Raw genomic sequence first — 16034 nt, forward strand, 5'->3', positions numbered from 1 at the left:
GGTAACCCGCGCACGGGCCGTCCGGAGTCGCGGACTACCCTGGGGCGGGCAAGGATCGTGGGAAAGGGAACATCTGTCGTGAGCACTCCCAGCGTCCTCGATTCGATCATCGAGGGAGTCAAGGCCGACGTCGCCGCGCGCGAGGCGGTCATCGATTTCGAGGCCGTCAAGGCGGCCTCGCTCAAGGCCCCTGAGCCCAAGGACGTCATGGCGGCCCTGCGGGAACCGGGCATCGGCGTCATCGCCGAGGTGAAGCGGGCCAGCCCGTCCAAGGGTGCGTTGGCGACCATCGCCGACCCGGCCGAACTGGCATCGGCCTACGAGGCCGGCGGGGCACGGATCATCAGCGTGCTGACCGAGGAGCGTCGCTTCCACGGTTCGCTGGCCGACCTCGACGCAGTCCGGGCGGCGGTGAACATCCCGGTGCTGCGCAAGGATTTCATCGTCGGGCCGTACCAGATCCACGAGGCCCGGGCGCACGGTGCCGACATGATCCTGCTGATCGTGGCGGCACTGGAGCAGAACGTGTTGTCGTCGCTGCTCGACCGCACCGAGAGCCTCGGGATGACCGCGCTCGTCGAGGTCCACACCGAGGAAGAGGCCAACCGCGCACTGGAGGCCGGTGCGTCGGTCGTCGGTGTCAACAATCGCAATCTGAAGACCCTCGAGGTCGACCGCGACAACTTCTCCCGCATCGCTCCGGGGCTGCCGACCAAGGTCATCCGCGTGGCCGAGTCGGGCGTCCGCGGTACCGCCGATCTGCTGGCATTCGCCGGTGCCGGCGCCGATGCGGTTCTGGTGGGTGAGGGTTTGGTGACCAGTGGCGACCCGCGTGTGGCGGTGTCCGAGCTGGTCACTGCCGGCACCCATCCGTCCTGTCCGAAACCTGTTCGCTGAGTGCGGCTTCCGGCGTGAGCCGGAGTCGCCGACGAACACTGTGCAGTCAGTGAGTTCTCTGTGACGATCGAGCACGGCGACCAGTCGGTCGCCTCATCCGCCCCTGCTGCCGGTCTGCCGACCGCCAGCCAGGGTGTGTCCACCCGTACGTCGGTCGAACCCGACGAGGACGGGCATTTCGGGGTCTACGGCGGGCGCCATCTGCCCGAGGCGCTGATGGCGGTCATCGACGAGGTGACCGTCACCTACGAGAAGATGCGTACCGACCCCGAGTACCTCGGTGAGCTCGACCGGCTGCAGCGCGACTACACCGGTCGGCCCTCGCCGTTGTACGAGGCCAAGCGGCTGAGCGAATATGCCGGTGGCGCAAGGATCTTCCTCAAGCGTGAGGATCTCAACCACACCGGTTCGCACAAGATCAACAATGTGCTCGGGCAGGCGTTGCTGGCCCAGCGCATGGGCAAGACCCGCGTGATCGCCGAGACCGGTGCCGGCCAGCACGGCGTGGCCACCGCCACCGCCTGTGCGCTGCTCGGTATGGAGTGCGTGGTCTACATGGGTCGCGTGGACACGGACCGGCAGGCCCTCAACGTCGCCCGGATGCGCCTGCTCGGTGCCGAGGTGATCGCCGTCGACACCGGCTCGGCCACCCTCAAGGATGCGATCAACGAGGCGATGCGCGACTGGGTCACCAACGCGCACAACACTTATTACTGCTTCGGTACCGCGGCGGGACCGCACCCGTTCCCGCTGCTGGTCCGCGACCTGCAGCGCATCATCGGGATGGAGGCGCGGGCGCAGATCCTCGCCGCCGAGGGGCGTCTGCCCGACGCCGTGACCGCCTGTATCGGTGGCGGCTCCAACGCGATCGGCATCTTCCATCCGTTCATCGACGACGCCGACGTCCGCCTTGTGGGCTTCGAGGCGGCCGGTGACGGCGTGGAGACCGGCCGGCATGCGGCCACCTTCACCGGTGGAACCCCGGGTGCCTTCCAGGGCGCCTACTCGTATCTGTTGCAGGACGAGGACGGCCAGACCATCGAGTCGCACTCGATCTCGGCCGGTCTGGACTATCCGGGCGTCGGCCCCGAGCACGCCTATCTCAAGGACATCGGCCGCGCCGAGTACCGCCCGATCACCGACACCGAGGCGATGGACGCGCTGGGTCTGCTCAGCCGCCGCGAGGGCATCATCCCGGCCATCGAGTCGGCCCACGCCGTCGCCGGTGCGCTCAAGCTCGGCAAGGAGCTGGGTGAGGGCGCCATCATCGTGGTGTCGCTGTCGGGTCGTGGTGACAAGGACGTCGACACCGCCGCCCGCTGGTTCCACCTGTTCGATCCGCCGCCGTCCGAAGCCGAGGCCGGGGTCACCGCACCGACCGCCGCGAGCACCGAGGAGACCAGCCGATGACCGCCGCCGCGTCGACGCACCGCGCCGCCGACTCCAAGCTGGGTCCGGTGTTCGAGAAGTGCCGCGAGCAGGGGCGGGCCGCGCTGATCGGCTACCTGCCGGTCGGGTTCCCGACGGTGCCCGCGTCGGTGCAGTCGTTCCGCACGATGGTCGAGGCCGGCTGCGACATCATCGAGGTCGGCATCCCGTACTCCGATCCGGTGATGGACGGCCCCACCATCCAGGAGGCCGCCGACCTCGCGCTGACCAACGGTGTGCGGGTGCGTGACGTGTTCACCGCGGTCAAGGCGATCACCGAGGCGGGCGGAACCGCCGTGGTGATGAGCTACTGGAACCTGATCCTGCAGTACGGCGTCGACGAGTTCGCCCGCGATCTCGCCGCGGCCGGTGGTGCCGGCCTGATCACGCCCAACCTGATCCCGGAGGAGGGTGCCGCCTGGCATGCCGCCTCCGACAAGTACGGGATCGACCGCATCTACCTGGTCGCGCCGTCGTCCACACCGGAACGGATCGCGCTCACCGTCGACTCGTGCCGAGGGTTCGTCTACGCGGCGTCGACGATGGGTGTCACCGGTGCCCGCGACGCCGTGTCCGACGCCGCACCGGAGCTGTGCGCCCGTGTCCGTGCCCACTCCGACATCCCGATCGGCGTCGGCCTGGGCGTGCGTAACCGGCAGCAGGCCGCCGACATCGCGTCCTATGCCGACGGTGTGATCGTCGGGTCGGCGCTGGTGACCGCGGCCAAGGCCGGCGACGACCACCTGCGTGCGCTCGTCGCCGAACTGGCCGAGGGCGTGGCCCACCCGACCACACCCCGATAGACCCACACACCGACCGGACCCGGGCATCGCAGGAGCGGTGTCCGGGTTCGGCTAGTGTGTGACCGTGATCGCGCCGACTACCACGCTGCTCGCCTACATTCCGAGTCCACCGCAAGGTGTCTGGCATCTGGGACCGATCCCGCTTCGCGCTTATGCGCTGTGCATCATCGCCGGCATCATCATCGCCGTCTGGTGGGGCGATCGTCGCTGGCAGGCGCGTGGTGGTCAGCCCGGCGAAGTTCTCGACATCGCGATCTGGGCGGTGCCGTTCGGTCTGATCGGTGGCCGCATCTATCACGTCCTGACCGACTGGCAGATCTACTTCGGCGACGGTCCGAAGTCGCCGATGGACGTCTTCCGGATCTGGGACGGTGGTCTCGGAATCTGGGGTGCGGTGATCTTCGGCGCGCTCGGCGCCTGGATCGGTGCCCGCCTGGCCGGGATTCGGCTACCTGCCTTCGGTGACGCGATCGCACCGCCGATCCTGTTGGCGCAGGCCATCGGTCGGCTCGGCAACTACTTCAACCAGGAGCTCTACGGCCGTGAGACCACGCTGCCGTGGGGCCTGGAGATCTACGAACGCACCGACGGCTACCAGACCGGTCCGGGTCTGATCAACGGTCACTCCACCGGCGTCGTCTACTCGGTGGTGCAGCCGACGTTCCTCTACGAGCTGCTCTGGAACGTGCTCGTGGTGGTCGTGCTGGTGCTGCTCGACCGTTATCTGCGGATCGGTCACGGCCGCCTGTTCGCGTTGTACGTCGCCGGCTACTGCGTCGGCCGCTTCGTGGTGGAGCTGCTGCGCTCCGACACCGCGTACACGATGATCGCCGGTGTCCGGATCAACGTGTTCACCGCCGCCGTCCTGTTCGCCGCCGCCGCCATCTACTTCGTGGTGGCCACCAAGGGTCGCGAGCAGGGGCTCGAGATGTACCACCCGCGCCGCGCCGCGGAGCTCAGGGCCGAGGGTGCGGTCGGGTACGTCGACGACCACGCCTTCGAAGACGTCGATGACGAGCCGGTCGACGACGAGAATGCCGATGGCGAGCCCGACGATGTGGTGCCGTCGCTCGCCGAGGACGTGGCGACCGATGACGTCGTCGACGAGGTCCCCGCATCGGCCGGTGAAGACACCGCAGAGCCCGACACCGCAGAGCCCGACACCGCAGAGGCCGACACCGCAGAGGCCGACACGACAGGGGACGACGCGACAGGGGACGAGACGACAGGGGACGAGACCACCGTGATCGCCACGGTCGACGAGTCCCGTGACGGCCAGACTCCCGTGGAGCAGAGCACGGCGGACGACACCGCCGAGGCGGGCGCGGCAGACGAGGAGTCGGGCGCAGAAGAGACAGGCGCAGAGGAGTCGGGCGCAGAGGAGTCGGGCGCAGGGGAGTCGGGCGCAGAGGAGACAGGCGCAGAGGAGACAGGCGCAGGGGAGTCGGGGACGGCCACGTCCGCCGCCGAGACCGCCGATACCGAGGAGTCGGAGGGCGACTCGGGCGATGCCGCCGCGGACGCCACCGATACCGACACCACTGATACCGACACCACCGATACCGACACCACCGATAGCGACACCACTCCGGACACCACCGACGAAACGTCGGAGGAACGTGTCGACGAAGCATCCGAGGACGTCCCCGACGAGGCTCCCGACACCGACGAGGCTCCCGACACCGACGAGGCTCCCGACACCGACGAGGCTCCTGACACCGACGAGATTCCTGACACCGACGAGATTCCTGACACCGGCGGTGGATCCCGACAGGACACCCCGGCCGATTCCGGCATCTCCGGTGAACCGGAAGCCCACTCGTCGGTCGAGCCGGCAGGCGACTCGGCCGACACCACGGGTGAGGACCAGTCACGCACCTCGTGACGTGTTCCGTGCGTCATACGACGAATCCCACACCTGAAATCCGGCCTTCTCCACCGACACCGGGGCCTGTGGTCGGATAAACTCAGGTTTCACGGTCTGCGGCAGCCCCACGTCCGCAGCCCGGTGCAAGCTCCACGGGCCAGCGCTGTCCCTGCGGACATCGACCATACGATTCGTCAGAATCCGGTGGAGGTTAGTGATGTTGTTTTCGGCGCTCCCGGCAAAGCAGGGCCTCTATGACCCCGAGGCCGAGGTCGACTCGTGCGGTGTGGCCATGGTCACCGACATCTACGGCCGTCGATCACATTCGATCGTCGCCGACGGTCTGCTCGCGCTCGAGAATCTCGAGCACCGCGGTGCGGCCGGTGCCGAGGCCAACAGTGGCGACGGCGCCGGCATCCTGATTCAGCTGCCCGACGAGCTCCTGCGGGCCACCGTCGACTTCGCCCTGCCCGCACCGTCGCCGTCGGGCGACAACACCTATGCCGCGGGTACCTGTTTCCTGCCCGCCGATCCCGAACTCCGTGCCGCCGCCCAGGCACGCGTCGCCGAGCTGGCCGACGCCGAGGGCATCACCGTCCTCGGCTGGCGTGATCTGCCGGTCGATCCCACCGGCGCCGACATCGGGGCCACCGCCGTCGACTGCATGCCGTTCATGGCGCAGCTGTTCGTCACCGTCGACCCGTCCACCGGCACCCATCGGCTCTCCGGCGTCGACCTCGACCGCGCCATCTACCCGTTCCGCAAGCAGGCCGAGCGCGTCACCGCGGAGATCGAGGAGGCCGGCACCGGCCTGTACTTCCCGTCGCTGTCGAGCCGGACGATGGTCTACAAGGGCATGCTCACCACCATCCAGCTGCCGCTGTACTACCCGGACCTGCGTGACGAGCGGTGTCTGAGTGCCATCGCGATCGTGCATTCCCGGTTCTCCACCAACACGTTCCCGTCGTGGCCGCTGGCCCACCCGTTCCGCTTCGTCGCCCACAACGGCGAGATCAACACCGTGCGCGGCAACCGCAACCGCATGCGGGCCCGTGAGGCCATGCTGGCCACCGACCTCATCCCCGGCGACCTCAAACGCTGTTTCCCCATCTGCACACCGGAGGCATCGGACTCCGCCTCACTGGACGAGGTCCTCGAACTCCTGCATCTCGGCGGGCGCAGTGTTGCGCACGCGGTGATGCTGATGGTCCCCGAGGCATGGGAGAACGTGCCGTCGATGGATCCCAAGCGTCGGGCCTTCCTGCAGTTCAACGCCTCGCTGATGGAGGCATGGGATGGCCCCGCGTGTGTCACCTTCACCGACGGCAAGGTGGTCGGGGCGGTCCTCGACCGCAACGGTCTGCGTCCGGGCCGCTGGTGGCAGACCCGGGACGGTCGCGTCATCCTGGCCTCGGAGGCCGGGGTGCTCGACGTCCCCGTCGACGACGTCGTCTCCAAGGGCCGTCTCGAGCCCGGCAAGATGTTCCTCGTCGACACCGTCGAGGGCCGGATCATCCCGGACGAGGAGATCAAGGGTTCCCTGATCCACGACGAGCCGTACGACGAATGGCTGCACGCCGGTCTGCTCGACATCGCCACCCTGCCGGACCGTCCGGTCTACAAGCCCAACCACGACACCGTCGTCCGCCGGCAGGTGTCGTTCGGCTACACCGAGGAGGACCTGCGCGTCCTGCTCACCCCGATGGCGGCGTCGGGTTACGAGCCGCTCGGCTCGATGGGCACCGACACCCCGGTCGCGGTGCTCTCCCAGCGCTCCCGGCTGCTCTACGACTACTTCGTGGAACTGTTCGCGCAGGTGACCAACCCGCCGCTGGATGCCATCCGCGAGGAGATCGTCACCTCCATGGGCCGTGTCATGGGGCCCGAGCAGAATCTGCTGACGCCGACGGCGGCGTCGTGCCGGCAGATCATGCTGCACTGGCCGGTGATCGACAACGACGACCTCGCCAAACTCGTCCACATCAACGACGACGGCGAGCACCCGGGACTGTCGGCCAAGGTGCTGCACGGTCTCTACGAGGTCGCCGACGGCGGCGAGGGCCTGGCACGGGCACTCGAGGACCTGCGGCTGCGGGCGAGTCAGGCGATCGCCGAGGGCCACCACACCCTGGTGATCTCCGACCGCCACACCGATCGTGAGCACGCACCGATCCCGTCGCTGCTGGCCACCTCCGCGGTGCACCATCACCTGGTGCGGACCAAGGAACGCACCAAGGTCGCCCTCGTCGTCGAGTCCGGGGACGCCCGCGAGGTCCACCACATCGCGCTGCTGATCGGCTTCGGTGCCGCCGCGGTCAACCCGTACCTGGCGCTCGAGTCCATCGTCGACCTGATCGGCGAGGGCGAGCTGACCGGTGTCGCCTCGTCCAAGGCGATCCGCAACTACATCGAGGCGCTCGGCAAGGGTGTGCTCAAGGTGATGAGCAAGATGGGGATCTCCACCATCTCCTCCTACACCGCCTCGCAGGCCTTCGAGGCGGTCGGGCTGTCGTCGGCGGTGGTCAAGGAATACTTCACCCGCACGGTCTCCCGGATCGAGGGCGTCGGCCTCGACGAACTCGCCGAGGAGGTACGTATCCGCCACCACCGGGCGTTCCCGGAGAACGCCACCGAGCAGGTGTACCGCCGGCTCGAGGTGGGTGGCGAGTACCAGTACCGCCGCGAGGGCGAACTGCACGTGTTCACCCCGGAGACGGTGTTCCTGCTGCAGCACGCCACCAAGACCGGCCGCGACGACGTGTTCGCGAAGTACTCCGCCGAGGTCGACCGTCTGTCGGCCGAGGGCGGCACCCTGCGTGGGCTGTTCGAACTCGACCTCACCTCCCGCGACCCGATCCCGCTCGAGGAGGTCGAGCCGATCGAGTCGATCATGACCCGGTTCAACACCGGTGCCATGAGCTACGGATCGATCTCAGCCGAGGCCCACGAGACCATCGCGATCGCGATGAACCGCATCGGTGCCCGGTCGAACTCGGGGGAGGGCGGCGAGGACGTCGACCGCCTCTACGATCCCGAACGCCGCAGTGCCGTCAAACAGGTCGCCTCCGGTCGGTTCGGCGTGACCAGCGACTACCTGATCAACGCCACCGACATCCAGATCAAGATGGCGCAGGGCGCGAAACCCGGTGAGGGCGGACAACTCCCGGCGTACAAGGTGTACCCGTGGATCGCCAAGACCCGACACTCGACGCCGGGCGTCGCGCTGATCTCGCCGCCGCCACACCACGACATCTACTCGATCGAGGATCTCGCACAGCTGATCCACGATCTGAAGAACGCCAACTCGCAGGCCCGCATCCACGTGAAGCTGGTCAGTGCGGTGGGTGTCGGCACGGTGGCGACCGGGGTGTCCAAGGCGCATGCCGACGTCGTGCTGATCTCCGGCCATGACGGTGGTACCGGCGCATCCCCGCTGACCTCGCTCAAACATGCCGGCACCCCCTGGGAGATCGGTCTGGCCGATGCCCAGCAGACGTTGATGCTCAACGGGTTACGTGACCGCATCACCGTCCAGTGCGACGGCGCCCTGCGGACCGCGCGGGACGTGATCATGGCGGCACTGCTCGGTGCCGAGGAGTACGGCTTCTCCACCGCGCCGCTGATCGTGTCCGGCTGCATCATGATGCGGGTGTGTCACCTCGACACCTGCCCGGTGGGTGTGGCCACCCAGAACCCGCAGCTGCGGTCGCGGTTCACCGGCCAGGCCGAGCATATCGTCAACTTCTTCCGATTCATCGCCGAGGATGTGCGGAAGTACCTGGCGCAGTTGGGATACCGCACCCTCGACGAGGCGATCGGGCAGTCCCAGCGGCTGCACACCGACACCGCCATGGCACATTGGAAGAGCAAGGGACTCGACCTGACCCCGATCTTCCGGCGCATCGAGGGCAAGGGGCCCACCCGCCGTGTGCGCGGTCAGGACCACGGCCTCGACAAGGCCCTCGACCAGACCCTGATCCAGCTCGCCGAGGGCGCGCTCGAGGACGCCCATCCGGTGACCCTGGAGCTGCCGGTCCGCAACGTCAACCGCACCGTCGGGACGCTGCTCGGCTCGGAGGTCACCCGCCGCTACGGTGCCGAGGGGCTCTCCGAGGACACCATCGTCGTCAACCTCGACGGCTCCGCCGGACAGTCCCTCGGCGCTTTCCTGCCGCCGGGCGTCACCATCAACCTGACCGGCGACACCAACGACTACGTCGGAAAGGGCCTGTGCGGCGGCAAGATCGTCGTCGCACCCCACCCCGACGCATGGTTCATCGCCGAAGACCAGGTGATCGCAGGCAACACCATCCTCTACGGCGCCACGTCCGGTGAGCTGTACCTGCGGGGGAAGGTGGGCGAACGGTTCTCCGTGCGCAACTCCGGTGCCACCGCCGTGGTCGAGGGCGTCGGCGACCACGCCTGCGAGTACATGACCGGCGGCCGCGTCGTCATCCTCGGACCGACCGGCCGCAACATGGCCGCGGGTATGTCCGGCGGCATGGCCTACGTCTACGACCTCGACTCGTCGAAGGTCAACATGGCGATGGTCGAGCTCCTACGGCCCGACCCCGACGACCTGTTGTGGCTGCAGCAGACCATCGCCAAACACACCGAGCAGACCGGGTCGGCCATCGGCGCATCGATGCTGGCCGACTGGCCTCGCCGATGCCTCGGCTTCACCAAGGTCATGCCCACCGATTACAAGCGGGTCCTCGACGCGGCCAGAATGGCCGAAGCCGAAGGACGCGACGTCGATTCAGCGATCATGGAGGCGGCACGTGGCTGATCCACGAGGATTCCTCGAAGTCTCGAAGAAAGAGGCCGGCTACCGGCCTGCGACCGAACGCGTCCACGACTGGGAGGACGTCTACGAGCACGCCGCCAACCCGGTCAAGGTGCTCGACGAGGTCGCCGAACAGGCCCGCCGGTGCATGGACTGCGGTATCCCGTTCTGCCACTCCGGATCCGCGGGATGCCCTCTGGGCAACTTGATCCCGGAATGGAACGACCTCGTCCGGCGGGGTCGCTGGGATGCGGCGAGCAGCCGACTGCACGCCACCAACAACTTCCCCGAGTTCACCGGGATGGTCTGTCCCGCACCCTGTGAGGCCGCATGCGTGCTGTCGATCTCCGATCGCACCACCGGCGGCAGCGTCACCATCAAACGCATCGAGAAGACCATCGCCCATGAGTCGTGGGCCGAGGGAATCATCGGTCCGGAGCCGCCCGCGGCCAAGACCGGCAAGTCCGTCGCCGTCGTCGGCTCCGGGCCCGGCGGCCTCGCCGCGGCGCAGCAACTCACCCGCGCCGGCCACGACGTCACCGTCTACGAGAAGGACGACCGGCTCGGCGGCCTGCTGCGATACGGCATCCCCGAGTACAAGCTGCAGAAGTCCGATATCGACCGTCGGATCGCCCAGATGCGTGCTGAGGGAACCGAGTTCGTCACCGGATGTGATGTCGGCACCACGCTCACGGTCGCCGATCTGCGGGCCCGCCACGACGCCGTGGTCCTGGCCATCGGTGCGATGGCCGCCCGCGACAATCCCGTTCCCGGACGCGACCTCAACGGTGTGCACCTCGCGATGGAGCATCTGGTCCCCGCCAACCGTGAATGCGAAGGCGACGGACCGTCGCCGATCACCGCCAAGGGCAAGCATGTCGTGATCATCGGTGGCGGCGACACCGGCGCCGACTGCCTGGGCACCGCCCACCGGCAGGGCGCGGCATCGGTGGTGCAGCTCGACTACAACCCCGAACTGCCCATCGACCGCGACGACGACCGTTCGCCGTGGCCGACCTGGCCACTGGTCATGCGCTCGTCCTCGGCGCACGATGAAGGCGGACAACGCAAATACCAGGTCGCCGTGCAGCGGTTCGTCGGCGACGCCGACGGCAACGTCACCACCCTGGTACTCGCCGAGGTCCAGGTGGTCCGCGAACCCGATGGTCGTCGCGTCATCACCCCGGTCGGCGCCGAGTTCGAGATCCCGTGCGAACTCGCCCTGTTCGCAATCGGTTTCGAGGGAGTCCAGCGCGGCCCCCTGCTGACCGACCTGGCCCTCGAACCCAATCGGCGTGGAGCGCTCTCGTGCGGCAGCGACTGGCAGACCGACGCTCCCGGCGTGTTCGTCTGCGGCGACGCCCACCGGGGTGCATCGCTCGTCGTGTGGGCGATCGCCGAAGGGCGGTCGGCGGCACGTGCCGTCGACGAGTTCCTGATGGGTTCATCCGATCTGCCGTCACCGGTCCGGCCCGCGGCGCTACCACTGTCGGTGCGGTGAAAACCGGTGCGTAACAGGCATGTCGTCCGAACATCGAATGGCCGCACGATGACAAGTCGTGACGGCCGATAGGAAAGCCGAAACGAGCGGACTAAGGTGGACACCGTGACGCGCCGTACGAAAATCGTTTGCACCCTGGGCCCTGCCACCAATACCGAGGAACGACTCAAAGAACTCGTCGAAGCCGGTATGGACGTGGCACGACTGAACTTCAGTCACGGTACCCACGATGACCACCGCACCGTCTACGAGCGAGTGCGGCGAGCAGGTGACGCCACCGAGAAGGCCGTCGGCATCCTCGCGGACCTGCAGGGCCCCAAGATCCGTCTCGGCAAGTTCGTCGACGACGGTGCCCTCAACGGTCAGGTCATGTGGAACACCGGCGACGAGGTCCGGATCACCGTCGACGACATCGTCGGCACCAAGGATCGCGTCTCCACCACCTACGCCCAACTCGCCGAAGACGCCCAGGCCGGTGACCGGCTCCTCGTCGACGACGGCAAGGTGGGCCTCGAGGTCACCGCCATCGACGGCAACGACGTGGTCTGCACCGTCACCGAAGGCGGTCCGGTCAGCAACAACAAGGGCCTGAGCCTGCCCGGCGTCAAGACCTCCATCCCCGCACTGAGCGACAAGGACATCGACGACCTCGAGTTCGCCCTCGAACTCGGCGTCGACCTGATCGCCCTGTCGTTCGTGCGCAGCCCGTCCGACATCGAACTCGTCCACGAGGTCATGGACCGCGTCGGCCGCCGCGTCCCGGTCATCGCCAAGCTCGAGAAGCCCGAGGCCATCGACAATCTCGAGGCCATCGTGCTCGCCTTCGACGGCGTCATGGTCGCCCGCGGCGATCTCGGCGTCGAACTGCCCCTCGAGCAGGTGCCGCTGGTCCAGAAGCGCGCCATCCAGATGGCACGCGAGAACGCCAAACCGGTGATCGTCGCCACCCAGATGCTCGACTCCATGATCGAGAACTCGCGCCCCACCCGCGCCGAGGCCTCCGACGTCGCCAATGCCGTCCTCGACGGCGCCGACGCCGTCATGCTCTCCGGCGAGACCTCGGTCGGCAAATGGCCGCTCGAGACCGTCAGCACCATGAACCGCATCTGTCAGGCCGTCGAATCCGGCTCCCGCGACGTCCCGCCGCTCTCGCACGTGCCCCGCACCAAGCGCGGCGTCATCTCCTACGCCGCCCGCGACATCGGCGAGCGCCTCGAAGTGAAGGCCATGGTCGCCTTCACCCAGTCCGGCGACACCGTCCGACGACTCGCCCGACTGCACTCGCGGCTGCCGCTGCTGGCCTTCACACCCACCCAGGCCGTCCGCAGTCAGCTCGCACTCAGCTGGGGTACCGAGACGTTCATCGTCAGCAAGGTCGACACCACCGATCACATGATCGACCAGGTCGACCACCAGCTCCTCAAGATCGGACGTCTCAAGGTCGGCGACGTCGTCGTCATCGTCGCCGGTGCCCCGCCCGGCACCGTCGGCTCCACCAACATGATCCACGTCCACCGGATCGGCGAACAGGACCACTGAGTCCGGTCACGTCGGAAGCCGCGGTGCGCCCAGGTGCACCGCGGCTTCCTTGTCATCGCAGCGGTTCGGATGCTCGGTCGGCGAATGCGTTGCGAAGCGCAGCGATATCTTCGTGGGCCGGGTTCGCGAGGTGACCAGTGAATACGGTGATTGAGCCGTTGAGGAGCGCAGCGACGAGGCGTGTCGAAATCTTCGTGGGCCGGGTGCGCGAGGTGACCGGCTCTGGGGTGGTCGCTTTCTGAGGTCGGCGAACCGGGTCTCGACACGGGTCCTCGCCCAGGGGCTCGGTCCCGGCTCGACCAGCGAAGACGTTGCGGACCGCAGCGATATCTCCGCGGGCCGGGTGCACAGGGTGACCGGCGAAGACGTTCCGGTGCGTAGCGATATCTCCGTAGGCCGGGTGCCCAAGGTGACCGGCGAATACGTTGCGGCGCGCAGCGATATCTCCGCACGCCGGGTGCGCGAGGTGACCAGCGAATACGGTGATTGAGCCGATGAGGAGCGCAGCGACGAGGCGTGTCGAAATCTTCGCAGGCCGGGTGCGCAAGGTGACCAGCTCTGCGGTGGTCACGTCCTGACGTGGGCCGAGGACGTCCCACTCGACCGGCGCGGGCATGCGCCGGTCGAGCAGTCGTCTTACGCGACAACCGTCGGGCGGGAGGAGGCCGCCTCACTCCTCGATCTTGAATCCGATCTTCAGACGCACCTGGAAGTGTGCGATCTGGCCGTCTTCGATGTGACCGCGGGTCTCGGTGACCTCGAACCAGTCCAGGTGGTTCACCGTCTCCGATGCCCGGGCGATCGCATTGCGGATGGCGTCATCGGTGCCCGACGTCGATGAACCGACGACCTCGATTACTCGATATACATTGCCAGACAAGGGTATTCCTTTCGGTCTCGAGAACTCCGATCGCGATGGGGCGATCGGGCCGACTCGTGCCGACCTCTCCCTTGTCTACCCCGCTTCGCGCTGGTGTCGACCGCGAATCGACAAACCGTGACCGCGCCGCGTCTCTCACGGATGCGTGTCGTCGTCCCCGATGACGCTCCGGCCGAACCCGACGACGCCGGCGTCGGAAGCCCAGTCCAGACGGTGGACCCGAATCCGGCCCATCTCGTTGCCACCGACGGTGGTGGCCGTACCGCCGTCGACGGCGACCACGACATTGGTGTGCTGACCGAATCCGGAGCTCCGGTCGTACAGGACGACGTCACCCACGCGGGGTGTGTATCGGCCGACCGGTTCGAATCGGCCGCTGTCCTCGTAGTACTCCTGCAATGTGTAGACACCCGGGATGCGCCAGTGGCCGGAGTTCGGATTCGACAACGGCTGGCCGGCCTCGCGCAGAACCCAGCTGACGAAGTCCGCGCACCACGGCTCGTCGACACCCTCGGAGTAGAACGTGCCCGGGCGCTGCGCGGCATGCTCGCTGCGCAGGAGTTCGACGATGCGCACCTGTGTCGGAGTGAGACCTGCGGTATCGACCGGGATCTCGGCGGTGTCCCACGGAAACCATCGGTCCGGTGCGGCGCGAACGGCGAGAACCCCCACGCCGACAGCGACGATCAGCGCGACGGCCACCGCAGCCCACACCCGGCGTCGGCGACGCGCGGATCGGGCGACCTCGGTGGTCGTCGATGTCGGCGCGTCGACCTGATCGCTGCTCACCCCGACGAGTGTAGAGATCGTCGATGTGAAGATCGGGTTCCGGAATCGGGATCGCCCCGACCTTCTGACCTCTCCGGCCAGCGCCTAGGGTGGTCGCATGACAGCGGAACGCTCCGGCGACCTCGGCAAACTCCTCGCCCTGCTCGACGTCGAGCAGCGTGACGACGATCTCTTCATCGGCCTGCACCCGGAGCAGAAGACCGCACGTACTTTCGGCGGCCAGATGCTGGGTCAGGGTGTGGTCGCCGCGTCGCGCAGCCTGACCCGCGGACAACCGCCGGTCCACGCCCTGCACGCCCACTTCATCCGCGGCGGCGACGTCAACAAGCCGATGGAGTACCACGTCGCGCGGTTCCGGGACGGCAAGTCGTTTGCCAACCGTCAGGTCACCGCGATGCAGGACGGCGAAGAGATCTTCACGATGCTCGTTGCGTTCCAGGACAATTCGGCGGGACTGGAGCACGCCGTGGAGATCCCGCAGGTGCCCTACCCGGAGGAGTTGCCGCCCTTGGGTGAGCACTTCAAGGGCTTCGAGGACACGATAGCGACCTTCGTGAATGCGCTGCACCCCATCGACATCCGGTTCGCCAACGATCCGTCGTGGAAGATGCGCGAGGCGGGGGAGACGTTGCGCGACAACCGTGTCTGGATGAAGGCCGACGGTGTGATGCCCGACGACCCGATCATGCACGTCGCCGCGATGTGTTACGCCTCCGACACCACCGTGCTGGACTCGATCATCACCACCCACGGATTGTCCTGGGGCATCGACCGGCTCTTCGCCGCCACCGTCAACCACTCGATGTGGTTCCACCGGGACTTCCGGTTCGACGAGTGGATGCTCTACGCCACCCGATCGCCGGTCGCCACCGGTTCCCGCGGGATGGGATCGGGCCGATTCTGGATGCGCGACGGCACTTTGGCCACCTCGGTGGTGCAGGAAGCGCTGATCAAGTACTTCCCGCCCAAGAACTGACGCGGCGTCGCCGGGCGACACCGGCACCCATCCGATCCCATCGTGCGCTGGAAACCGCCACTGCGGGATACACTTCGGCGATCTGACCGACGGCAGCCGGCCGACGTCGAGGGGGGTTGATGGAGTACAGCATCGATTGGGGCACCGAGATCTGGGCGACCCTGCGATGGATGGGTGTGGTCTTCGCGATCACCATCGTCGGATTCATCGTGGTGGGCTTTGTCCTTGCCCGGTTCACCGTGTGGGGCAAGCAGTTCTGGCGCGTGAGTGGCCGGTTCTTCCTGGGACCGCAGACCCGGACGGTCGCCTGGGCCTACCTGATCGGCCTCATGTTGCTGTCGCTGTTCGGGGTGCGGTTGTCGGTGCTGCTCACCTACTTCAGCAACGATCTCTACACGTCGTTGCCGATGGTGGGTCAGGGGTTGACCGGCCAGGGGCCCGAAGGCCAGGCGATGCTCGACGCCGGCAAGTCCGGGTTCTGGCACTCGATGGCCGTCTTCGGCATCCTCGCCGCGATCCACGTGGGGCGCACCCTTCTCGAGATCTACGTCGGCAGCGCATGGCTCCA

General features: G+C 67.5%; 11 protein-coding genes and 1 pseudogene. 10 read left to right on the top strand and 2 right to left on the bottom strand.

The window, feature by feature from the left end:
• The first annotated feature begins 78 nt into the window (after nucleotides 1-78).
• From trpC to GD1_RS24635, 8 genes are all read left to right on the top strand, one after another.
• On the top strand, nucleotides 79-897 hold the full coding sequence (trpC, locus tag GD1_RS07340; protein ID WP_059036522.1) for an indole-3-glycerol phosphate synthase TrpC: 819 nt from the start codon (nucleotides 79-81) through the stop codon (nucleotides 895-897).
• A gap of 66 nt (nucleotides 898-963) precedes the next feature.
• Nucleotides 964-2307 (top strand): tryptophan synthase subunit beta, encoded by a 1344-nt coding sequence (gene trpB / locus GD1_RS07345; protein WP_059036530.1) that lies wholly within the window; start codon nucleotides 964-966, stop codon nucleotides 2305-2307.
• On the top strand, nucleotides 2304-3128 hold the full coding sequence (gene trpA, locus GD1_RS07350; protein ID WP_053777805.1) for a tryptophan synthase subunit alpha: 825 nt from the start codon (nucleotides 2304-2306) through the stop codon (nucleotides 3126-3128). Before trpB ends, trpA begins: the two co-directional genes overlap by 4 nt.
• Before the next feature lie 64 nt (nucleotides 3129-3192).
• On the top strand, nucleotides 3193-5013 hold the full coding sequence (lgt, locus tag GD1_RS07355) for a prolipoprotein diacylglyceryl transferase (RefSeq protein ID WP_083533942.1): 1821 nt from the start codon (nucleotides 3193-3195) through the stop codon (nucleotides 5011-5013).
• Nucleotides 5014-5212: 199 nt separating this feature from the next.
• Complete coding sequence (gene gltB, locus GD1_RS07360; protein ID WP_053777806.1) at nucleotides 5213-9784, top strand: glutamate synthase large subunit; 4572 nt, start codon at nucleotides 5213-5215, stop codon at nucleotides 9782-9784.
• Nucleotides 9777-11282 carry a glutamate synthase subunit beta gene (locus GD1_RS07365; protein ID WP_059036524.1) on the top strand — a complete coding sequence of 502 codons (1506 nt, stop codon included), beginning with the start codon at nucleotides 9777-9779 and terminating at the stop codon, nucleotides 11280-11282. The genes gltB and GD1_RS07365 overlap by 8 nt, the downstream gene beginning before the upstream one ends.
• A gap of 105 nt (nucleotides 11283-11387) precedes the next feature.
• Nucleotides 11388-12821 carry a pyruvate kinase gene (gene pyk, locus GD1_RS07370; RefSeq protein WP_053777865.1) on the top strand — a complete coding sequence of 478 codons (1434 nt, stop codon included), beginning with the start codon at nucleotides 11388-11390 and terminating at the stop codon, nucleotides 12819-12821.
• 352 nt (nucleotides 12822-13173) lie between these two features.
• Nucleotides 13174-13311 (top strand): hypothetical protein, encoded by a 138-nt coding sequence (locus GD1_RS24635; protein WP_157079399.1) that lies wholly within the window; start codon nucleotides 13174-13176, stop codon nucleotides 13309-13311.
• 180 nt (nucleotides 13312-13491) lie between these two features.
• Here the strand turns inward: GD1_RS24635 and GD1_RS07375 are convergent, their stop codons facing one another.
• Nucleotides 13492-13701 (bottom strand): dodecin, encoded by a 210-nt coding sequence (locus GD1_RS07375; protein ID WP_053777808.1) that lies wholly within the window; start codon nucleotides 13699-13701, stop codon nucleotides 13492-13494.
• A gap of 135 nt (nucleotides 13702-13836) precedes the next feature.
• The gene (locus tag GD1_RS07380) at nucleotides 13837-14415 is read right to left on the bottom strand and encodes a CHAP domain-containing protein (RefSeq protein WP_059036531.1); all 579 of its coding nucleotides are present in this window, start codon (nucleotides 14413-14415) and stop codon (nucleotides 13837-13839) included.
• Nucleotides 14416-14587: 172 nt separating this feature from the next.
• Between GD1_RS07380 and GD1_RS07385 the strand changes: the two genes are divergently transcribed.
• Both GD1_RS07385 and GD1_RS07390 read left to right on the top strand, forming a co-directional pair.
• Nucleotides 14588-15466 carry an acyl-CoA thioesterase gene (locus GD1_RS07385; RefSeq protein WP_059036525.1) on the top strand — a complete coding sequence of 293 codons (879 nt, stop codon included), beginning with the start codon at nucleotides 14588-14590 and terminating at the stop codon, nucleotides 15464-15466.
• A gap of 119 nt (nucleotides 15467-15585) precedes the next feature.
• Nucleotides 15586-16034: pseudogene (locus tag GD1_RS07390) on the top strand (ABC transporter ATP-binding protein/permease); the annotation flags it as partial.

Source organism: Gordonia desulfuricans NBRC 100010 (assembly GCF_001485495.1).
Classification (GTDB): domain Bacteria; phylum Actinomycetota; class Actinomycetes; order Mycobacteriales; family Mycobacteriaceae; genus Gordonia; species Gordonia desulfuricans.